At 63.7% G+C, this 19926-nt stretch carries 20 protein-coding genes; 10 read left to right on the forward strand and 10 right to left on the reverse strand.

Annotated elements, in window-relative coordinates; translation table 11 throughout:
* Positions 1-39: 39 nt before the first annotated feature.
* Positions 40-966, reverse strand: coding sequence for a class I SAM-dependent DNA methyltransferase (locus V1292_RS05320; protein WP_334370827.1), 927 nt, complete (start codon positions 964-966; stop codon positions 40-42).
* A 216-nt stretch (positions 967-1182) separates the two neighbouring features.
* On the opposite strand from V1292_RS05320, the gene V1292_RS05325 reads away from it, so the two are divergent.
* The 5 genes from V1292_RS05325 to V1292_RS05345 all read left to right on the forward strand — a co-directional run bounded on the left by V1292_RS05325 (position 1183) and on the right by V1292_RS05345 (position 6610).
* Complete coding sequence (locus V1292_RS05325; protein WP_334370829.1) at positions 1183-2220, forward strand: ligase-associated DNA damage response exonuclease; 1038 nt, start codon at positions 1183-1185, stop codon at positions 2218-2220.
* Positions 2217-4127, forward strand: coding sequence for a cisplatin damage response ATP-dependent DNA ligase (locus V1292_RS05330; protein WP_334370830.1), 1911 nt, complete (start codon positions 2217-2219; stop codon positions 4125-4127). The genes V1292_RS05325 and V1292_RS05330 overlap by 4 nt, the downstream gene beginning before the upstream one ends.
* A gap of 96 nt (positions 4128-4223) precedes the next feature.
* Positions 4224-4526 carry a DUF6460 domain-containing protein gene (locus V1292_RS05335; RefSeq protein WP_334370832.1) on the forward strand — a complete coding sequence of 101 codons (303 nt, stop codon included), beginning with the start codon at positions 4224-4226 and terminating at the stop codon, positions 4524-4526.
* 24 nt (positions 4527-4550) lie between these two features.
* A complete protein-coding gene (locus V1292_RS05340; RefSeq protein WP_334370833.1) occupies positions 4551-5285 on the forward strand; it encodes an MBL fold metallo-hydrolase in 735 nt (244 codons plus the stop codon).
* 2 nt (positions 5286-5287) lie between these two features.
* Positions 5288-6610 carry an MATE family efflux transporter gene (locus V1292_RS05345; RefSeq protein WP_334370836.1) on the forward strand — a complete coding sequence of 441 codons (1323 nt, stop codon included), beginning with the start codon at positions 5288-5290 and terminating at the stop codon, positions 6608-6610.
* Between the two features lie 137 nt (positions 6611-6747).
* Here the strand turns inward: V1292_RS05345 and V1292_RS05350 are convergent, their stop codons facing one another.
* Entirely contained in the window at positions 6748-7845 is a 1098-nt protein-coding gene (locus tag V1292_RS05350; RefSeq protein ID WP_334370838.1) for a quinone-dependent dihydroorotate dehydrogenase, read from the reverse strand.
* Positions 7842-8186, reverse strand: coding sequence for a DUF952 domain-containing protein (locus V1292_RS05355; RefSeq protein WP_028347984.1), 345 nt, complete (start codon positions 8184-8186; stop codon positions 7842-7844). The genes V1292_RS05350 and V1292_RS05355 overlap by 4 nt, the downstream gene beginning before the upstream one ends.
* Before the next feature lie 185 nt (positions 8187-8371).
* Between V1292_RS05355 and V1292_RS05360 the strand changes: the two genes are divergently transcribed.
* Entirely contained in the window at positions 8372-9022 is a 651-nt protein-coding gene (locus tag V1292_RS05360) for a helix-turn-helix transcriptional regulator (RefSeq protein ID WP_334370839.1), read from the forward strand.
* 11 nt (positions 9023-9033) lie between these two features.
* Positions 9034-9537 (forward strand): mismatch-specific DNA-glycosylase, encoded by a 504-nt coding sequence (locus tag V1292_RS05365; RefSeq protein ID WP_334370841.1) that lies wholly within the window; start codon positions 9034-9036, stop codon positions 9535-9537.
* A gap of 133 nt (positions 9538-9670) precedes the next feature.
* Here the strand turns inward: V1292_RS05365 and V1292_RS05370 are convergent, their stop codons facing one another.
* The 6 genes from V1292_RS05370 to V1292_RS05395 form a co-directional block, all read right to left on the reverse strand.
* Entirely contained in the window at positions 9671-10453 is a 783-nt protein-coding gene (locus V1292_RS05370) for a class II aldolase/adducin family protein (RefSeq protein ID WP_334370843.1), read from the reverse strand.
* A gap of 291 nt (positions 10454-10744) precedes the next feature.
* Positions 10745-12376 (reverse strand): lysine--tRNA ligase, encoded by a 1632-nt coding sequence (locus V1292_RS05375; protein WP_334370845.1) that lies wholly within the window; start codon positions 12374-12376, stop codon positions 10745-10747.
* A 204-nt stretch (positions 12377-12580) separates the two neighbouring features.
* Positions 12581-13498 carry a transporter substrate-binding domain-containing protein gene (locus V1292_RS05380; protein ID WP_334376947.1) on the reverse strand — a complete coding sequence of 306 codons (918 nt, stop codon included), beginning with the start codon at positions 13496-13498 and terminating at the stop codon, positions 12581-12583.
* Between the two features lie 87 nt (positions 13499-13585).
* Positions 13586-14176 carry an SCO family protein gene (locus V1292_RS05385; protein ID WP_334370847.1) on the reverse strand — a complete coding sequence of 197 codons (591 nt, stop codon included), beginning with the start codon at positions 14174-14176 and terminating at the stop codon, positions 13586-13588.
* Positions 14177-14199: 23 nt separating this feature from the next.
* The gene (locus V1292_RS05390) at positions 14200-14361 is read right to left on the reverse strand and encodes a hypothetical protein (RefSeq protein ID WP_334370849.1); all 162 of its coding nucleotides are present in this window, start codon (positions 14359-14361) and stop codon (positions 14200-14202) included.
* Positions 14362-14600: 239 nt separating this feature from the next.
* Positions 14601-15071: a hypothetical protein gene (locus tag V1292_RS05395; protein WP_334370851.1), complete on the reverse strand. Its 471-nt coding sequence runs from the start codon at positions 15069-15071 to the stop codon at positions 14601-14603.
* A gap of 284 nt (positions 15072-15355) precedes the next feature.
* Between V1292_RS05395 and V1292_RS05400 the strand changes: the two genes are divergently transcribed.
* Entirely contained in the window at positions 15356-17014 is a 1659-nt protein-coding gene (locus V1292_RS05400; RefSeq protein WP_334370852.1) for an FAD-binding dehydrogenase, read from the forward strand.
* Positions 17015-17135: 121 nt separating this feature from the next.
* Positions 17136-17486: a RidA family protein gene (locus V1292_RS05405; protein ID WP_028347975.1), complete on the forward strand. Its 351-nt coding sequence runs from the start codon at positions 17136-17138 to the stop codon at positions 17484-17486.
* A 70-nt stretch (positions 17487-17556) separates the two neighbouring features.
* On the opposite strand, the gene V1292_RS05410 is transcribed toward V1292_RS05405, so the two are convergent.
* On the reverse strand, positions 17557-18690 hold the full coding sequence (locus V1292_RS05410; protein ID WP_442895599.1) for an alpha/beta fold hydrolase: 1134 nt from the start codon (positions 18688-18690) through the stop codon (positions 17557-17559).
* 262 nt (positions 18691-18952) lie between these two features.
* On the opposite strand from V1292_RS05410, the gene V1292_RS05415 reads away from it, so the two are divergent.
* Positions 18953-19318 carry a nuclear transport factor 2 family protein gene (locus V1292_RS05415; RefSeq protein ID WP_334370854.1) on the forward strand — a complete coding sequence of 122 codons (366 nt, stop codon included), beginning with the start codon at positions 18953-18955 and terminating at the stop codon, positions 19316-19318.
* Positions 19319-19926 lie beyond the last annotated feature (608 nt).

A 19926-nucleotide genomic window follows, 5' to 3' on the forward strand; every position in this document is an offset into this window, starting at 1 on the left:
CGCGCCACCTTCTCCCACAAGGGGAGAAGGGAAGAGCAGTCAAGTTTTCGCGACAACGGCGACCAGCCCAGGCACGGGAACATTGTCCTCGTTGCGGGCGGATAATTCTTCGAGGCGGGATAATTGCAGGCCGCACCCCTCGACTGCCGCGCGCACGTAAGCCGCGGCGTGTGCGTAGCGGAGGCCATGCCCGAGCCTGACACCCTCACCGTCATGGGTTTCCGTGGTGAAGGCGATGAGACCGCCCGGCGCCAACACGCGCGCTGCTTCCGCCAGCACGGGAGCGATGTCGGCAACATAAACCATGGCGTCCGCGGCGAGAATGAGATCGGCGCTGGCCTCCCTCCTCGCGCGCAGGCCCTGCAACATGTCGGCAACTTCCAGCTCCGCATAGAGGCCGGTGGCGCGCGCCCGCTCGATCATGCGCGGCGACAGATCGACGCCGATGAAGTGATCGACTTCCCTGGCAAACGCCGACGCTGCCAGCCCGGTGCCGCAGCCGAGGTCGATCGCGCGCTTGAAGAACGCCGGCTTGCGCGCGGCCGTGCGCACCGCCAGCACCGCCTTGAAGAGCAGCGCCGGGCCGCGATAACCGAGATCGTCCACCAGCGAGGATTCAAATCGCGGCGCATATTGGTCGAACAGCGTTTGCACATAGGCCTGCGGCATGCCGGCCAATGGCTCGGCGCCGAGCCGCATCAATCGAAGCCCGGCGCCACGGCGGTCTCCGGGATCGCTGGTCTGGGCCCGGCGAAACGCGGCAATGGCCGCGTCATGCTCGCCGAGTCGTTCGCGGATATCGGCGAGCGTGAACCAGGCGGAGGTGAAATCCGGCGCCAGTTCGATCGCCTGCATCAGCAGATCGGCGGCGGCAGCAAGATCGCCCTTCAATTGCAGATCGCGCGCGAATTCGAACCGGCGGTCGGCCATCAGATCGCCGGAAGAGAGAAACAGGCGGGCAGGCATGGGTTCCGAAACTTGTCATTGCCGGGCTTGCCGGCTTCGCTGAAGCTACGCCGGCCGAGCGCATTCTTGGCCCGGCGAAGCCCTGGCGGAGCCGGGACCCGGCAATCCATCATAAAAAGTAGACTCTTCAAGAGATGGATGCGCGGGTCAAGCCCGCGCATGATAGCTAAACATCACACGGCTGAACATTGCGGGGAGACGCCCTATATAACCCGGATGCGTCCGCACGACATCCTGTTGCCAGTTGCCGCCGGCTTGTGCTGCAAGCCGGGCGGCTTCCATATCGATCCCGTTCGCCCGGTCGAGCGCGCCGTGATTACCCATGGCCATTCCGACCACGCCCGGCCCGGCCATGGCGCCGTGCTCGCCACGCAGGAAACGCTCGACATGATGCGGCTGCGCTACGGTGACAATTTTGCGGGCAGCATGCAGGCAATTCGCTATGGCGAAGAGATCCGCCTCGGCGACGTCAAGATCAAGTTTCACCCGGCTGGCCACGTGCTGGGCTCGGCTCAGATCGCCGTTTCCTGCAAGGACCTCTGCATCGTTGCGTCCGGCGACTACAAGGACGCGATCGATCCGACCTGTACGCCATTCGAGGTCGTATCCTGCGACGTCTTCATCACCGAGGCTACCTTCGGCCTGCCGGTGTTCCGCCATGGCGATGCGGCGGGTGAAGTGAAAAAGCTACTCGCGTCCGTCGCGCTGTTTCCGGAACGCGCGCATCTGGTCGGCGCCTATTCGCTCGGCAAGGCGCAGCGCGTGATCTCGCTGTTGCGCGAGCAGGGCTATGACGCGCCGGTCTACCTGCATGGCGCGATGGAAGGGATCACGCGCTATTATGAGAGCCGCGGCGTCGCGCTCGGCGAGCTGCGGCTGGTGAAGGGCATGAAGAAGGCCGATCTCGCCGGCACCATCACGCTGGCGCCGCCGACGGCTACCTCTGACATTTGGACGCGGCGTTTCCCCGATCCGGTCACGGCGTTTGCCTCGGGCTGGATGCGGGTGCGAGCGCGCGCCCGCCAGCGCGGCGTCGAACTGCCGCTGGTGATTTCCGACCACGCCGATTGGGACGGCCTGACCGCCACCATCGCGGCGACCGGTGCCGGCGAGGTCTGGGTCACGCACGGCCAGGAAGACGCGCTGGTGCATTGGTGCAAGGCGCGCGGGCTTGCCGCGCGGCCGCTCGATCTGGTCGGCTACGGTGATGAGGAGGAACACGAGGTGGTGGCGGCCGACGAGGCCGAGACATGAACCGCTTTGCCGAACTGCTGGATCGGCTCGCCTATGAGCCCGGCCGCAACAACAAGCTGCGACTGATCACGGCCTATTTCCGCGACACTCCCGATCCCGACCGCGGCTACGCGCTGGCGGCGCTGACCGGCGCGCTGTCGTTCAAGCACGCCAAGCCGGGGCTTGTTCGTGACCTGATCATGGATCGTACTGATCCGGTGTTGTTCGGACTGTCTTACGATTATGTCGGCGACTTATCCGAGACGGTTGCGCTGATGTGGCCGAAGGGCGGGGAGAACTACCGCGAGTCTTTGCTGGGCCACCCCTCTCCCCCACCCTCCCCCGCAAGGGGGGAGGGAGCGCAGTTGAGTGCTGGGCTTTCACCGCAGACAATATCTAAAGCCACATCAACAACTCTCACCGTTCCCTCCCCCCTCGTGTCCGCCGAAGCCTTGGCGAAGGCGGATGCGGGGTCCGAGGCGAGCGAAGCTCGCTCTCGAGGTCAGGGAGAGGGGTACCACACGGGCGATGTCAATAATGGCCCGCACCCACATAGCCGCCACAACAACCCTCCGCCTCCGACGCTGAGTGAAGTCGTCACCACGCTTCGCACGCTCGGCAAGACCGAACTGCCAAGCCAGCTCGCGCGCTGGCTCGACGAACTCGACGAGACCGGTCGGTGGGCGCTGCTAAAGCTGGTCACCGGCGCGATGCGGATCGGGATTTCGGCGCGGCTCGCCAAAACCGCAGCGGCGGCGCTTGGCGACAAGGATCCGCACGAGATCGAACTGATCTGGCCGGGCCTCGCCCCGCCCTATCTCGACCTGTTCGCCTGGCTGGAAGGCCGCGGCGAAAAACCGGTCAACCGCGATCCGGCACCGTTCCGCCCGGTGATGCTGGCGCATGCGATCGAGGACACGGACTTCGCCAGTCTCGATCCGGCCGATTTCATCGCGGAATGGAAATGGGACGGCATTCGCGTGCAGGCAGTAAGCGGTCGCGACGAGCGCGGGCACATGCAGGCGCGGCTCTACTCGCGCACCGGCGAGGATATTACAAAAAGCTTCCCCGACCTCCTGCACTCGCTGCACCTGCCCGGCGCGATCGACGGCGAACTGCTGGTGCTGCGTGATGGCCGCGTGCAGACCTTCAACGTATTGCAGCAGCGGCTCAATCGAAAAGTCGTCTCGCCGAAATTGACCAAGGACTTTCCGATCCACCTGCGCGCATACGACCTGCTCGGCGACGACGAGAACGACCTGCGCGAATTACCGTTTGTCGAGCGCCGGGCGCATCTCGAAGTGTTCGTCCGGAAGCTGGACGACCCCCGCATCGATCTGTCGCCAACGATCGCCTTCGATAGCTGGCAGGCGCTGATAGCCGCGCGTGCCGATCCCGCCAGTGCCGGCGCCGGCGAGGATGCCGATGCCGTCGAAGGCGTGATGCTCAAGCGCCGCGACGCGCCCTATCTGCCGGGCCGCCCCAGGGGCCAGTGGTGGAAGTGGAAGCGCGATCCGCACATCATCGACGCCGTGCTGATGTACGCGCAGCGCGGCCACGGCAAGCGCTCGTCCTATTATTCGGATTACACCTTCGGCGTCTGGACCAATGGCGAGAACGGCGAGCAACTGGTGCCGGTCGGCAAGGCCTATTTCGGGTTCACCGATGAAGAGCTGTTGCAGATCGACCGTTTCGTCCGCCGCAACACGACCGAAAAGTTCGGCCCGGTCCGCCATGTCGTGCATGAGCCGGATGAGGGGCTGGTGCTCGAAGTGGCGTTCGAGGGGTTGGCGCGCTCGCCGCGGCACAAATCCGGCGTCGCGATGCGGTTTCCGCGCATCAGCCGGCTGCGCTGGGACAAGCCGCCGCGCGAGGCCGACCGGCTGGAAACGCTGGAACGGATGTTGAAGGACGTGACGGCAAATTAGCATTCCGAAGGCGCATGGCGGCCATTGACTGATATCTGCGGGTTCCCCATGTGCCCCGCCGTGCCTATAATGCGCACGACCCGCGAGGAGAAACCGATGCCCAACGACGTCAGAGACCTGCCGGCCAGCAATGACGGCCTGTACCGTTTTCTCGGCGGCTCGCCGCTGTCGGTGGCATTCCGGCTGATTCTGTTGTCGATCCTGGTCGGCGTGGTGCTCGCTGCCATCGGCTTCGACCCCTGGAATATCCTGCACAGCATCCGCATGCTGTTCCAGCGGCTGTGGGATCTCGGCTTCGACGCCGTCAACTGGCTGTGGCGCTACTTCCTGCTCGGCGCTGTGATCGTGGTCCCGATCTGGCTGCTGTCGCGGCTGTTCGGCGCCCCACGCGGGCGATAGTTACTCGTTGGGCGGTGGCAGCCGATGCAATTGCGATTTGTCGGCTGCGGCGATGCGCTCGGCTCCGGTGGCAGGTACAATACCTGCTTCCACGTCACGGGTAGCAGTGTCAATTTCCTGATCGATTGCGGGGCGTCATCGCTGCCGGCGCTGAAGCGGCTCGGCATTGCGCGCGACGAGATCGATCTGATCCTGATCACGCATTTCCACGGCGACCATTTTGGCGGCCTGCCGTTCCTGCTGCTGGATGCGCAGTTCACACGACGTTCGCGCCCGCTCGTCATTGCCGGCCCGCAAGGGATCGAGACGAAACTCGCCAGTCTGATGGAAGCGCTGTTCGAGCACTCCTCCAAGACAAAACAGCGTTTTGATCTCTCGGTCGTCGCGCTTGAACCAGAGCAAAGCCGCACATTCGGCGAGGTCAAGGTCACGCCCTATCCCGTCGTCCATGGCGAATCCGGCGGCCCATTCCTGGCTTATCGCGTCGAGGCGGAAGGCCGCGTCATTGCCTATAGCGCTGACACCGAGTGGACGGAGACGCTGATCCCGGCGGGGCGCGACGCCGACCTGTTCGTCGCCGAGGCATATTACTTTGACAAGATCGTCAAGAACCATCTCAGCCTGAAAACGCTCGCAGCGCATTTGCCCGAGATCAACCCGAAGCGGCTGGTGCTGACGCATATGAGCGACGACATGCTCGGGCGGCTGGGCGAACTGCCCTATACTGCCGCCCATGACGGCATGGTGATCGAGCTCTAGGCATGCATTCGCCGCTAGCTCCATCGAAAGTCACGACGGCACAGGTGTTTGCCATCGCGGGTCCCGCGATGGTCGCAAACCTGACCACGCCGCTGATCGGCATCGTCTCGACCACGGCCATTGGGCGGCTCGGCGACGCCACGCTGCTCGGCGGCGTGGCCTTGGCCTCGGTGCTGTTCGACTGCATGTTCTGGCTGTTCGGATTCCTGCGCATGAGCACGGTCGCCTTTACGGCGCAATCGCTCGGCGCCGGCGAGACGTCGGAACTGCGCGCCATCCTGGCACGCGGGCTGATCGTTGCGGCACTGGTCGGCGTGGCCCTGATTGCCCTGCAGATACCGCTGGCAGCTATTCTGCTGGGCGTGATGGGCGGCAGCGACAGCGTTACGCACGCGGCAAAGACCTACTTCGCGATCCGGATCTGGTCGGCGCCGCTGGCGCTCGGCAATTATGTCGTGCTGGGATGGCTGGTTGGGCAGGCCCGGGCCAAGCTGGCGCTCGGCACGCAAATCACGATCAATCTCATCAACGTGGCGGCGACCGTCGTGCTGGTGCTGGCGCTCGACTTCGGAATTGCCGGCGCTGCAATCGCCGCGCTGATCGCGGAAGCCGCAGGCCTGATGCTGGGATTGCAGATCGCCCGCCACCTTTCGAAAGGGCAACTCGGCGTTTCCCGCGCGATGCTGTTCGATCCTGCCAAGCTGATGCGGATGCTTTCGGTCAACCGTGACATCATGATCCGCACCGCGTCGCTGATCGCGGCGTTTTTGTTCTTCACCGCACAGGGCGCGCGTGCCGGCGACCTGACGCTCGCCGCCAATGCCGTGCTTAACAATTTTCTGCTGTTCGGTGCCTTTTTCCTCGATGGCCTCGCCAACGCCGCCGAGCAGCTCTGCGGCCGGGCCTATGGCGCCCGCAACAAGGCGGCCTTCGCAGGCGCCGTCAAGCTCATCGTGATGTGGGGCTTTGGCTTCGCGCTCGCGGTCGCCGCCTGCTTCCTGCTGTTTGGGCCTGCGTTTGTCGACATGATGACGGCAAGCGCGGAGGTGCGGCGCATCGCGCGCGACTATTTGCCGTTCGTGATTTTTGCGCCATTGCTCGGCGTGTTCGCCTTTGCCTTTGACGGCATCTACATCGGCGCCACATGGGCGCGCGACATGCGCAATCTGATGGTGGCTTCGCTGGTGATCTTTCTCGCCGCGTGGTTTGCGCTGCGGTCGTTTGGCAATGCCGGACTGTGGGGCGCGCTACTGGTTCATTACGCCGCGCGCGGTGGGTTAGAGGCGCTGCGGTATCCGGCATTGTTGAGGAAGTCGTTCGAGTGAACTGTCTCGTGTCCCGGACGCGGTGCGGCGTTCTTCACGCCGCTCCGCAGAGCCGGGACCCACTCTTTTTCGCAGCACGCATGGGCCCCGGCTCAGCAGCGCATCGCTACGCGCTGCGCTGCGTCCGGGGCACGAGATCACCTTACCGGCCAGTCCTCCGCCGTGATTGTCGCTGCATCCGCACCGACGATCTCGGATAGCGAATCACGCCCCGTGCGCAACAAGGTCGAGGCGAGATCGTTTTTGATGTCGTCGACGAGACCAAGTCCCTTGTAGACCAGCGACGAATAGATCTGGATCAGGCTGGCGCCGGCGCGGATTTTGGTCAGCGCGGCGCCGCCGGAATCGATGCCGCCGACGCCGATCAATGGAAACGCGCCCTCGGTCCGGACATAGGTCTCCGCCACCATGCGGGTCGATAGTCGAAACAGCGGCCGTCCCGACAATCCGCCCTGCTCTTTGGCGCGGGCCTGTTCGCGCAGGATCGAAGGGCGAGCCAACGTGGTGTTGGCGACGATCATGCCGTCGACCCCGCGCGAGCGCGCGATGTGCACGACGTCGTCGAGTTCGGCGAGGCTGAGATCGGGCGCGATCTTCAGCAGCACCGGCGAATCGCCGGCATTCTTCCGCACCCGTTCGCGTGCATCGATCACCTTGGCGAGCAGTTCGTCGAGCGCTGCCGCTTGCTGCAAATTGCGCAGGCCCGGCGTGTTCGGCGAGGAGACGTTGACGGTGAAATAGCTCGCGACCGGTGCAAAGATCTCGATCAGCTTGACATAATCGGCCACACGGTCGGACGAATCCTTGTTCGCCCCGACATTGACACCGATAATGCCGCCATGGTGAGCGCGCCCCGCCAGCCGGCGCAATGCGGCTTCGGCGCCGTCATTGTTGAAGCCCATGCGGTTGATCACGGCCTCATCCCGCTCGAGCCGAAACAGCCGCGGCCGCGGATTGCCGCCCTGCGGCTTCGGGGTCACCGTGCCGATCTCGACAAAGCCGAAACCGAGCCGCAACAGCGCGTCGGGCACTTCCGCGCTCTTGTCGAAGCCCGCGGCCATGCCGATCGGATTGGGGAAATTCAGGCCGAAGGCGCGTACCGCCAGCTTGGGGTCGTCGGCGCGCGGCTTGACCGACGGCAGTAGCCGCAGGCCCTTGATCGCCATGCGATGCGCGTCCTCCGGATCGAACCAGCGCAACAGCGGCAGCGAGAAGGCGTCGAAGGCGCGGATCACGGGAGTAGCTCCGGAATGTCGTGCGTGCCATCGGACCGCGCGCGCATGTCGAGAATGCCGGTCACCGCGCCGAGATCGAGTTCGCCGTAGAGATGCGGAAACAGTTCGTCATTGCGCGAACGCTCCCAGCGCAGCGCATCCCCCAGCGCATCGGCGTCGACCGCGACCAGGAACAGCCCGGTCTGGCCGAAATAATGCTTGCGCGCGGTCTCGGCGACCTGGGACGCGGTCGAAAAATGAATGAAGCCGTCGCGCAGATCGTCACTACTTCCCCGGTAGACGCCCTGCCGTTCGGCCTCGCGCCAGGCCGAGGCGGGAGTGATTTTATAGATCGTGGGCACGGCTTTCCGGACTTCCTGCTTGTCGTTGAGTCTTTTGGGATTTTCCCGGAAAAGGCCGGGCTGGCGGCCGACCGTAAAGGCGGCCCGCGCCTAACTCAAGCGCTGCGGTCACAGACTTCGGCTGGAAGAATTGCGCAAACCGGCCAAATCAGGCAATAATTCCTAGATCGCTTCAGGGATTTTCGATGGCCAGACAGGCCAAGGCGCAACGCGTTCTGACCCATAGCCAGATATGGACCGCGCTCGACCGGCTGGCGGAACGTGCCGGCATGTCACCCTCGGGTCTTGCCAAGCGAGCCGGCCTCGATCCCACCACGTTCAACAAATCCAAGCGCCTCGCCGCCGACGGCCGCGAACGCTGGCCGTCAACGGAATCAGTTTCCAAAGCGCTGGCCGCGACCAATTCGTCGATCGAGACCTTCGTGCAATTGATCGGCGACGGCGCGCGCAGCCAGCAGTCGGTGCCGCTGCTCGCCCTGGCGCAAGCCGGCGGCGGCCATTTCGACGATTCCGGCTTTCCCGCGGGCAAGGGCTGGGACGAGGTGGCGCTGCCGTCGACCACGGACGAGCATGCCTACGCGCTGGAAATCTCGGGCGACGCGATGAAGCCGACCTATCGCGACGGCGACATCATCGTGGTGTCGCCGGGCACGCCGATCCGGCGCGGCGACCGCGTGGTGCTCAAGACGTCAGACGGCGAAGTGATGGTCAAGGAATTGAAGCGCCGGACCACCAAGACCCTGGAACTGCAGTCGCTCAATCCAGCGCATGCCGATCGCACGCTTGAGGCCGACGACGTCGCCTGGATCGCCCGGATCGTATGGGCGAGCCAGTAGGGTTGCCTTCCGTGACGGACGTGCTGAGCGACCTGCTGCAACATTCTCTTCGCATCGTGTTGTGCGGAACCGCCGCGGGCACGACGTCGGCCGCCGAGCGAGCCTACTACGCACACCGGCAGAACAAGTTCTGGAAGGTCCTGTACGAGACAGGGCTGACGCCGGAACCGATGCGGCCAAATCAATATCGCGATCTTCTGCAGTATCGGATCGGACTGACGGATCTCGTTAAAGCTGGCACGGGGATGGACCGTGCGACGTTGCCAAAACTGACAGCGGCGGATCGCGCCCGGTTGAGCAATGCGATCGCGACATTTCACCCGCAATTTCTCGCATTCACCAGCAAGACGGCCGGACAAAAATTCTTCGACAGCAAGCGCGACTATGGCGAGCAGTGTGAGCTGATCGGCGATACCAGGGTGTGGATATTGCCGTCGACCTCGGGCGCGGCAAACGGAAGCTGGCGTCCGGAAATCTGGCATCGGTTTGCGGATGCGGTCAGAGCGGCTGGGTGACCGCTTCTCCTTCTCCCCTTGTGGGAGAAGGTGCCGTAGCGAAGCGGAGGCGGATGAGGGGTTCTCTCCGCGGAGACAGACCCCTCATCCGGCGCTTCGCGCCACCTTCTCCCACAACGGGAGAAGGGAAGACTTACGTCGCGTAATCCGGCTCTTTCCGATCCAACATCCGCTTCAAGGCAGCGAAATGCCGCTGCGCGGGCGTCGGGCCCTTGTAGAGATGCTCGTCCTTGTAATCGCGCTTGGTTTTCTCCACCACAGGCGCAGGAAGCTGTTTCAGCTTCTGCCCGGTCCACATCGCGTAGATCTGCACCTGGGCGGCACGCTCTACATAATAGAGCATGTCATAGGCTTCCGCGATGGTCGCGCCGACGGTGGAGATGCCGTGATTGGCCATGAACAGCACGGTCTTGTCGCCGATCACTTTTGCCAGCCGCGCGCCTTCGGCTGGGTCGAGCGCCGGGCCGGTGTACTCGTCGTCATAGGCAATAGCGCCCGACAGTCCGACCTCGGTCTGGCCGATCTCCTTGATGCGAGGATCTTCCAGCCGCGTCAGCGCGCTGGCATGCGGCATGTGGGTGTGAAACACCGCCTTCGCCTGCGGCAGCGCCTTGTGGATCGGCGCATGGATGCAATAGCAGGAGCGCTCGACCTCGCCCTCGCCGCTTTTGACCTCACCGTCGTCGATGCCGACTTCCATGAAGCAGGAAGCCGTGACCTCGGACCAATGCGTGCCAAACGGGATCTGATAGTAGCGGTCGCTCTTGCCCGGCACCACGAATGTCAGATGGTTGAAGATGCCTTCGGAAAAGCCCTGGATGTAGGCCAACCGGTGCGCAGCCGCGAGATCGACCCGCGCCTGCCATTCCTCGGCGCTGTACTCGCTGAGCGACTTCGGCGAAACCCTGAACTGCATGAGCTTTCTCCCTGATCCGCTTATTTGCCGGCCCCTCGGGGGAGGCTTTGACGGCTGTTATGCGCAATAGTGTAGCGCAATCCGGTACGGATAGCGGCTGAAATTGCGGCGGACCTGCCATCCCGGTTTGCAGGTCCGAGCCGCAGCCAAGCCCTCCGGTGTCGTCCCGGTCTTGAGCCGGGACCCATAACCACAATCGTTCGTTACTTTGCATCAAGCCGGGCCACAGCGAAGCTAATAACACCGGCCGGTGGTTATGGGTCCCTGCGTCCGCAGGGACGACCGAGATAGCTACGCACTCCTTGCCAGCGCGCCGTCGATCATGTTGACCGCATTCGTCACGCCGTACACCGCGACGAAGGAGCCGAAGCGTGGGCCCTTCTCCTGGCCGAGCAGCACCTGGTAGAGCATGTTGAACCAGTCGAGGGAGACGCCGGGCCGGCCGTCCTTGCCCTTCTTGACAGGATCGAGGAACGGCTCGCGGCGGCCGATCTCATAGACCACGTTCTGAATGTCCTCGGCGCTCGACCCCGCCGGCAATTGCGACAGCGCGTCACGCAGATCCTGCAGCGCGGCGCGTTCGCTGTCGGTCGGCTCGCGGAACTTCTTGGTCGGCGCCACGAAGTCGCGATAGTAGTTGATGGCGTAGCCAACCATCGCGTCGAGCTTTGGATGCGTCTGCGGCGTGACGCCCGGACGATAGCGGCCAATAAAACCCCACAGCGTTTCGGCGTTCTCCGCATTCGACGACGACACCAGGGTCAGCAGGAGCTGGAAGGTGACGGGCATATCCGCCTTCGGCGGCTTGCCGGAATGGATGTGCCAGACCGGATTGGCGAGCTGCTGCTTGGCATCCTGCCGCGTGAAGCCGTCGAGGAATTGCTGATAGTCGTCGACATTGCGCGGGATCACGTCGAAATAGAGCCGCTTCGCCGCCTTCGGCTCGCGATACATGAACAGCGACAGCGATTCCGGCGAGGCATAGCGCAGCCATTCGTCGATGGTCAGCCCGTTGCCCTTCGACTTCGAGATCTTCTGGCCCTTTTCGTCGAGGAACAGCTCGTAATTGAAACCCTCTGGCGGCGTGCCGCCGAGCGCCGAGCAGATCTTGCCCGACAGCTTGACCGAGTCGATCAGATCCTTGCCGGCCATTTCATAGTCGACGCCGAGTGCGAACCACCGCATTGCCCAGTCGGGCTTCCATTGCAGCTTGCAATGTCCGCCGGTGACGGGGACCGTGACGCGCTCCTTGGTTTCGGGATCGTCGTAGGAGACGGTGCCGGCCTTCACATCGTGCTCGATGATCGGGACATACAACACCATGCCGGTGCGCGGGCAGATAGGCAGGAACGGCGAATAAGTCGCTGCGCGTTCCTCGCGCAAGCTGGGCAGCATGATCTTCATGACGGCGTCGAGCCGTTCCAGCATGCGCAGCAGCGCGGCGTCGAACCGACCCGACGTGTAGTAGTCGGTCGAAGAGGCGAATTCGTAGTCGAAGCCGAACGTATCAAGGAACGCGCGCAGCCGCGCATTGTTGTGCGCGCCGAACGACGGGTGCTCGTTGGAGAACGGATCTGGTATCCGCGACAACGGCTTGCCGAGATGTGACGCCAGCATCTCCTTGTTCGGCACATTGTCCGGCACCTTGCGCAGGCCGTCCATGTCGTCGGAGAACGCGAGCAGCCGGGTCTTGATCTTGTCCTCGGTCAGCACGCGAAAGGCGTGGCGCACCATGGTGGTGCGCGCGACCTCGCCGAAGGTGCCGATATGCGGCAGGCCCGACGGGCCATAGCCGGTCTCGAACAGTACCTCGTCCTTCGGGTTCTTCTTCAGCCGCGCGACAATGGCCTTGGCCTGCTCGAACGGCCAGGCGTTGGATTGTTCGGCGAGCGCACGCAAATCGGCAAGGTCGATGACGGACATTTAAAGGGCTCTCTGTGGAAGCCGCGGAAACTAGCGCTTCCGCGGCAAAATGCAAAATGACGACGTCTTCGCTGTCATTCCGGGGCGATGCGAAAGCATCGAACTCTGGGGCGCCCCTTCCGCCCCTGAGAATCTCGAGATTCCCCGATGCGCAATTGCGCATCTGAGGTCTGGTCCTTCGGACCATCCCGGAATGACGTCATCTCAAAACGGACTAATCGAAAAATACCGCAGCCACAGATCGGTGAAGCGGCCTTTTTCCCAGATCCGGAACAGCGCCCAGTTCAGCGACGTCCGGAGCAAATCGTTGCCCTTGCGGACGGCGATGCCGATGCCTTCGCCGAAATAGCGGCTCTCAACGAACGGCCCGCCGGAAAAGGCGCAGCATTCGGCGGAATCGGTGCCGTTAATCCAGAACGCCAGCGAGATCGCATCGCCGAAGATGAAGTCGACCTCGCTCCGCCTGAGTGCCAGCCGCAGTGCGTCGTCGTTCGGGTAGGATTTGATCTCGGCGTCGGTGAACATCGCCTTCAGATAGGCCTCATGCGAGGTGCCGGCGATGACGCCGACCTTCTTGCCTTCGAGATATTCCGGGCGGACTTCCGGCATGACAGCATCGCGCCGTGACACGAAGCGCGCCGGCGCGCGGTAATAGGGATCGGTGAAATCGAGTCTTGCGCGCAAGGCCGACGTCACCGCCATGGAGGCGATAATGGCGTCGCCGCGATTGCTGGTGATCGCATCGACCAGCGTCTCGAACCGGCGCATCTGGATGGTGCAGGAAATCTTGATCTCGTCGCACAGCGCGCGCGCCAGATCGACGTTGAAGCCGGCGGGATTGCCGTCGGGGCCGGTAAAGTTGAACGGCGGATAATCGGTCTCGGTCAGGAACCGGATCACCGTGAGGCGCGACATGTCCGGCCGGTCCGGGCGCCGCCGCGGGTCCCAGAAGCCGGGCACCGCCTGCGGTGCCGCCTCGACCGCGGTGCGGGGTTGGGTTTGCGCCTGCGCCGCATTACCGCCGACGGCCGTCAACGCGCACGCGATCGACAGCCCGACCAGCCACGCGCTGATGGTTCGATGCAGCCTTGCATTGGTTAACTGGACGTTAAGATATGGCATCTTCGGCAATGGCTTTGCGGAATTTCACGGCCTTATAGACCATCCGGCCCGCGATGCGAGGCCGTTTTCGCCCTTTGGCCTTGCCGCTCATAGATAGCGCTTCAGATCCTTGGCGGCTTCCTCCGGCGTCCTTTTCAGGTTGAAGGGCGCTACGAAATTGCCGTCGCGATCCATCAGATAGATCAGCGCGGTGTGATCCATGGTGTAATCGCCGTCCTTGAGTGGGACTTTCCGGGCATAGACCCGGTAGGCCGAGAGCACTTTTGCCACCGCGTCCGGCGAGCCGGTCAACCCCTTCAAATGCGGGTCGAAGCTGGAGAGATAGTCCTTCATCGCGGCCGTCGTGTCGCGCTCGGGATCGACGGAGACGAACCAGGCGTTGACGCGATCGGCATCACTGCCCATCGCCTTTAACACTTCGGAAATCTCGAACAGCGCGGTCGGACAGACATCGGGGCAATGGGTGAAGCCGAAGAAGATCAGCGTCGGCTTGCCCTTCAAATTCTGCTGGGTGACGGTCTGGCCGGCCTGGTCGGTCAGTTGAAACGGCCCGCCGATCGCAGCCGGCGCCGTGACGGTTCGCAAGCCGCCGAGCGCCCACATCATGATCACCAGCCCGACCAAGAGGCTCGCGGCGAAGGCAGCGATAATCACCAGCGGGCGAATGGTCCGGTCCATGTCAGGAATTCCTTATTGCCCGGTCAGAAGCAGGCCGAGATGCCGGCGGCGATCATTTCGAAAAACACCGTGGTGCCGTAATGGAACCACAATGCAGCCGCGCCGAGCACGGCCAGCGCACCGAGGCCGGCAGCGCTCCAGACGATGACGGACGCGACCCTGCCCTGATGCGGGGCTGCCGCCATCGTTCGGACTCGCGTGGAAATCGGCTGAACCATGGGGTTCAGATAGGGGCAGTTCCCGGTGCAGGCAAGCGGAATGGCCGTACCCAACATCACGTCACGCGGAGGCCAAGTGGGACGAGAGGTGCACAACAAGCAAATGGCCGGGACCCGTCTCCGCTAACGCCTCGCCGGGCCAAGAATGCGCTCAGCCGCCGAAGCTTTAGCGAAGGCGGCAGGCCCGGCCACCGCGCTACGCTGGTTCAGCGCGAAGCAGGCTTGTTCGAGGAGGCCTGGGCGTCGAGATAGCAGGGCCGGTACATCGCCTGAAGCTGCTTGCCGCGCAGGAAGAGCATGCGCTGGGTCAGGCCGCCGCGTGCCGCGATCCACCTCCGTACCGCCGGTGGATACATCGAATACAGCATCTGGGTTGCTTCGGGGTTGGTGATGGCACGGCCGTTGGCCCCGAAATCCCAGGCGGCATGGAAGCCGAGATTGGCGTGCGAGGTAACGCAGATCCGGTCATGGGGAACCGCGCCGAGCACGATGGTGCAGGCCGAGGCGCACAGGCCGTCGATGATCACGGTTTCGCCCGAGGTACGCAGGCCCTGGTATTTGTCGACATAGGTGCCGATCCGGCCGCCGCGGTCATCCGCGATCCGCACCACCGCCTGGCTCGCCCCCACTCCCGCCAGCAGCAGCACCGCGGCAAGCAACCCCGTCACCAGCTTCATATCCCGCCCCAGTCAAAAATGTCGAAACCGAATCTGATCGTCTTCGTGATGCAAGACGTGGCGTAGCGTCGTTTGAGATCGTGATTTTGTCTAGGCAGCCACACCCAGTCAAAACAAATTCAAATTAAGTGTTGCTTGGCCGCTGCACCCTCCGCGCGTAAAGGTCCCAAACTGGAACAAGCAGCCCTTTGCCGCAGCGATGCAGTCACAGACAAGAGTCCGTTTGCCGTTGACCGCGCGCGAGGACGCGGGCTTGAATCAAAAACGGCACGGGGGAGGAAACGATGGCTGACGATGCAGACGTAATTGTGGTCGGCGGTGGCTTGGCGGGGCTGGTCGCGGCGACGGAGATCGCAGATGCCGGCAAGCGCGTCATTGTCGTCGACCAGGAAGGAGAACAAAGCCTTGGCGGACAAGCCTTTTGGTCGTTCGGCGGATTGTTTCTGATCGACTCTCCCGAACAGCGCCGGCTCCGCATTAGGGATTCGCTTGATCTCGCATTGCAGGATTGGATGGGCTCCGCGGGCTTCGACCGCGACGACGACCATTGGCCGAAGCGATGGGCGGAAGCCTATGTCGCGTTCGCGGCCGGCGAGAAGCGGGAATGGCTGCGTGCGATGGGCCACCGTATTTTTCCGGTGGTCGGCTGGGCCGAGCGCGGCGGCTATGACGCGATGGGCCACGGCAATTCGGTGCCGCGCTTTCACGTCACCTGGGGCACCGGCCCCGGCATCGTCGAGCCGTTCGAGCGCCGCGCGCGCGAAGCGCAAAAAAATGGCCGGTTAACGTTCAAGTTCCGCCACCGCGTCGACACACTCATGATGACGAACGGCGCGGTCGAGGGAGTCGGCGGTTCGGTGCTCGAACCCGATAGCGTCGAGCGCGGCAAGAGCTCCTCGCGCCAGGTCGTCGGCGATTTCACGCTGCGTGCACAGGCCGTGATCGTCGCTTCCGGCGGCATCGGCGGCAATCACGACATGGTCCGGCAGAACTGGCCGAAGCGTCTGGGCGCGCCGCCGAAATTCATGATCTCCGGCGTGCCCGAACATGTCGACGGCCGCATGATCGGCATCACCGAGGCCGCCGGCGCGCGGCTGATCAACCGCGATCGGATGTGGCACTACGTCGAGGGCATCCGGAACTGGAACCCGATCTGGCCGCGCCACGGCATCCGTATCCTGCCCGGCCCCTCCTCGATGTGGTTCGACGCCACGGGCAAGCGCCTGCCCGCCCCGCTGTTCCCCGGCTCCGACACGCTCGGCCAACTGCAATACATCATGTCGACCGGCTACGATTACTCCTGGTTCATCCTGACCCAGAGCATCATCAAAAAGGAGTTCGCGCTCTCCGGCTCCGAGCAGAATCCCGACCTCACCGGCAAGAGCTGGCGCATGACGATCAAGCGCGCCACCAACAAGGGTGCGCCGGCGCCGGTGGAAGCGTTCAAGCAGAACGGCGCCGATTTCATCGTGCGCGACAATCTCGGCGACCTCATCGGCGCGATGAACGCACTCGCCGGCAACGACCTGCTCAAGCACGATCACATCAAGGCGCAAATCGAGGCGCGCGACCGCGAGATCACCAACCCCTATGTCAAGGACGCGCAGGTGATGAACCTGCACAATGCGCGCCGCTATATCGGCGACAAATTGATCCGCACCGCAAAGCCGCACAAAATTCTCGACCCCGAACACGGCCCGCTGATCGCGGTCAAGCTCAACATATTGACGCGCAAGACGCTGGGCGGTTTCGAGACCGATCTCGACTCGCGCGTATTCGGCGCCAACGGCGAGATCATCAGGGGCCTGTACGCCGCGGGCGAAGCCGCCGGATTCGGTGGCGGCGGCATGCATGGCTACCGCTCGCTGGAAGGCACCTTCCTCGGCGGCTGTCTGTTCTCGGGCAGGAACGCGGGACGCGCAGCGGCAAAGGCGGCCTCCTGATTTCTCGCCGTGATGGCCGGGCTTGTCCCGGCATGGCGGCTCCAAGCTCAATGCAAATAACGCAGTGGCGCATGGGACACGAGCGCGCTAAGTAACCGCCGCCCCCTATCAGGAGAACAATATGACCATCCAGCGCTTCGAAACCGGACCTCGCATGAGCCAGGCCGTCGTCCACGGCAACACCGTCTATCTCGCGGGCGTCGTTGCCGGCAAGGCCGCCGGCAAGAGCGTGACCGAGCAGACTCAGGACATTCTCTCGATCATCGACGGCCATCTCGCCAAGGCCGGCACCGACAAGTCGAAGCTCTTGTCAGCCACGATCTACATCACCGACATGAAGACCTTTCCCGAGATGAACGCGGTGTGGGACGGCTGGGTCTCGGCCGGCAATACGCCGGCGCGCGCCACCGTCGAGGCCAAGCTCGCCGCCCCGCAGTACAATGTCGAGATCATGGTGGTCGCGGCGAAGTAACGTCAGCCAGCCGCTAACCGTCTTGCTGCCCCGGATTGCAGGCGCAATCCGGGGCATTTTCATCTGCCTCTCACGCGCTGATCCGCGCGCCCGTGACATCGCCGATATCAGCCTGAAGCCACCGGGCGATCCGGTGCCAGGAATGGCGCAAGGCCCTGCGCCCCATGAAAAGGCCGAGATGACCGCATGGCTCGGACGCACGTTCCAGCCACACCGGCGGCGTGCCCAACAGCCGCGCGGTTGCGAACGCCTGATCGGGCGGAACAACGATGTCGTTCTCTCCCGCCAGCAGGAAGACCGGCACGCGCAGCTCGGCGGGATCGATCCTGCGGCCGAGCGCGACGAAGCGCCCTTCAGCGATCTGGTTCTCGCGAAAAACCCGGCCGGTCACCTCGAGATAATAGGCTCCCGGCAGATCCAGCGTCTCGCGATCCCAGCGCTTGAAACGGTCCGACAGCATGCGCGCCTCGTCCGATCCGTCGTGAAGATTCCTTTGCAGCACGGCTTCGACGTCATGCTGGCTGAACGGAATGTTCCAGAATCGCAGCATGTGCTCGCCGCTCACGATCCCTTCACCCTGCTGCACCATCTGCTCGAAAGCTGCCTGCGGAAGTGCGGCCACCATCTTCGAGAGTTCTGACGGCGCGGATACATCGACCGGCGCACCGGCGAGCACCAGCCGCCGCACCTTGCCGGGAAAGCGAGCGGCATAGACCAGCGACAGCCACCCACCCTGGCACAGGCCGACAAGATCGACCGGCGCGCCAATCTCATCGATCGCCACATTGAGTTCGGCCAGATAATTGTCGATCGACAGATGGCGCATTTCCGGCGTCGCCGAGCGCCAGTCCGTGACATAGATGCGGTTCATGCCGTCGCGTTGCAGCGCCCCTACCAGACTATGGCCCGGCGCGAAGTCCGCGGCCAGCGCGCCGTGCAGCGCATAGGGCGCGCAAACGAGCACCGGCTGCCCCGCATTGCCTCGCGAAAAAGCCCGCAGCCGCATCGACGGAAGTTGCAACGCCACGACGTTTGGCGTGGTCCAGGCCAGCGGCATCTGCTCCGGCGCGCGGGAAGGCGCGGGCTTGGGATCGGCGAACCATTGCGCGTAGCTGTCGAGCGCCAATCGCGTGGCCTCCAGCGGCCACAGCCATACCTGCTGCGCCCAATCGGCGCCCGCATGCTGCTCCGGCGTCTCCGGCATCTTGGGTTTCTCTGCCACACCCGTTCCCCGATTTGATCGTCCCACCATGGTGAGGACGGCATGAGCCGAGGTCGCATGCTTTTACGCCAGATCCGGCGCAGGCCCTAGCCCGATCGATCGGCGGAAATAGGTCAGCACCGCATCCGCAAGATGCATGATTGCCAAAAATCGAAATCCTTGACCTCTGAGGTAATCGATTGGCGCGCCGGATTTTTCGATAGTCGGTCAGCCGGCCCATTCGGCCGGAACGAAGGAGAGCATGATGACCGACATCAACAAGATTGCCCGCAGCTACATCGATCTGTGGAACGAGCGGACGCCAAGCCGCCGCCGCGAAATTCTCAGCCAGAACTGGACCAGCGATGCCCGCTATATCGACCCGCTGATGTCGGGCGACGGCCATGACGGCGTGGACGCGCTGATCGCGGGCGTGCAGGAAAAATTTCCGGATTTCAGGTTCAGGCTGATCGGCGAACCCAATGGTTTTGGCGACCATGTCCGCTTCTCCTGGGGCCTCGGCCCCGAAGGCGGCGACAGCCCGATCAAGGGCACGGATTTCGCAGTCCTCAGCGACGGCCGCATCCGCAGCATCACCGGCTTCCTCGATCAGGTGCCGGCGGCGGCGTAGCCGAGTCTCGACGCGCGGACAGTCGGCTCCCTCCCCCCTTGCGGGGGAGGGCTGGGGAGAGGGGTTCTCTCCGCGAGCACGAACCGCACAGACTGCCGACAGTGTTGCCCACGATTCCCGTTGACCACGAGCACCGCCGATGCCGCCCACCTCTCTCCTAGCCTCGAGAGCGAGCTTCGCTCGCCTCGGACCCCGCAAGGGGGGAGGGAACAGACCTGTTTCGTGGTGATCGTGTGCGCCCACAACATTGCAATCCGGATACGACATCGCGATCTCGCGACATGAACTGTCCGAGCTTTGCCATCAACTTCCCGCCCTCTCAAACAGAGGGCGCAGGGAAGACCGGGTGCTTGCTGCACCCGCGGTCTCGTGTGCCATTGCGCATAAAGAACACGCACACGAGCATACAGGTACAGCGGGAGCATCCCGGCCTTCCCTGCGCAATGGCTTTACGGCTTACTTCGTGCTCTCCCCGGAGAACGGCTCTTTTGCCTCCGTCGCTGCGCAAATAGTTTCACGCAGCTTAACGCCAGCACCGCGGCGCCAGAACCACACGACTTCGCCGTACGCTCCCGTCTTCGCCAAGAGGCTTCGCCGGGTTTGGTACC

This window comes from Bradyrhizobium sp. AZCC 1719 (assembly GCF_036924525.1).
Taxonomy (GTDB): domain Bacteria; phylum Pseudomonadota; class Alphaproteobacteria; order Rhizobiales; family Xanthobacteraceae; genus Bradyrhizobium.

Bases quoted from the DNA above. Each gene is read 5' to 3' on its own strand.
- V1292_RS05320 (WP_334370827.1), bottom strand. From the start codon at position 966: ATGCCTGCCCGCCTGTTTCTCTCTTCCGGCGATCTGATGGCCGACCGC.
- V1292_RS05325 (WP_334370829.1), top strand. From the start codon at position 1,183: ATGCGTCCGCACGACATCCTGTTGCCAGTTGCCGCCGGCTTGTGCTGC.
- V1292_RS05330 (WP_334370830.1), top strand. From the start codon at position 2,217: ATGAACCGCTTTGCCGAACTGCTGGATCGGCTCGCCTATGAGCCCGGC.
- V1292_RS05335 (WP_334370832.1), top strand. From the start codon at position 4,224: ATGCCCAACGACGTCAGAGACCTGCCGGCCAGCAATGACGGCCTGTAC.
- V1292_RS05340 (WP_334370833.1), top strand. From the start codon at position 4,551: ATGCAATTGCGATTTGTCGGCTGCGGCGATGCGCTCGGCTCCGGTGGC.
- V1292_RS05345 (WP_334370836.1), top strand. From the start codon at position 5,288: ATGCATTCGCCGCTAGCTCCATCGAAAGTCACGACGGCACAGGTGTTT.
- V1292_RS05360 (WP_334370839.1), top strand. From the start codon at position 8,372: ATGGCCAGACAGGCCAAGGCGCAACGCGTTCTGACCCATAGCCAGATA.
- V1292_RS05370 (WP_334370843.1), bottom strand. From the start codon at position 10,453: ATGCAGTTCAGGGTTTCGCCGAAGTCGCTCAGCGAGTACAGCGCCGAG.
- V1292_RS05375 (WP_334370845.1), bottom strand. From the start codon at position 12,376: ATGTCCGTCATCGACCTTGCCGATTTGCGTGCGCTCGCCGAACAATCC.
- V1292_RS05380 (WP_334376947.1), bottom strand. From the start codon at position 13,498: ATGCCATATCTTAACGTCCAGTTAACCAATGCAAGGCTGCATCGAACC.
- V1292_RS05385 (WP_334370847.1), bottom strand. From the start codon at position 14,176: ATGGACCGGACCATTCGCCCGCTGGTGATTATCGCTGCCTTCGCCGCG.
- V1292_RS05390 (WP_334370849.1), bottom strand. From the start codon at position 14,361: ATGGCGGCAGCCCCGCATCAGGGCAGGGTCGCGTCCGTCATCGTCTGG.
- V1292_RS05395 (WP_334370851.1), bottom strand. From the start codon at position 15,071: ATGAAGCTGGTGACGGGGTTGCTTGCCGCGGTGCTGCTGCTGGCGGGA.
- V1292_RS05400 (WP_334370852.1), top strand. From the start codon at position 15,356: ATGGCTGACGATGCAGACGTAATTGTGGTCGGCGGTGGCTTGGCGGGG.
- V1292_RS05405 (WP_028347975.1), top strand. From the start codon at position 17,136: ATGACCATCCAGCGCTTCGAAACCGGACCTCGCATGAGCCAGGCCGTC.
- V1292_RS05410 (WP_442895599.1), bottom strand. From the start codon at position 18,690: ATGCCGGAGACGCCGGAGCAGCATGCGGGCGCCGATTGGGCGCAGCAG.
- V1292_RS05415 (WP_334370854.1), top strand. From the start codon at position 18,953: ATGACCGACATCAACAAGATTGCCCGCAGCTACATCGATCTGTGGAAC.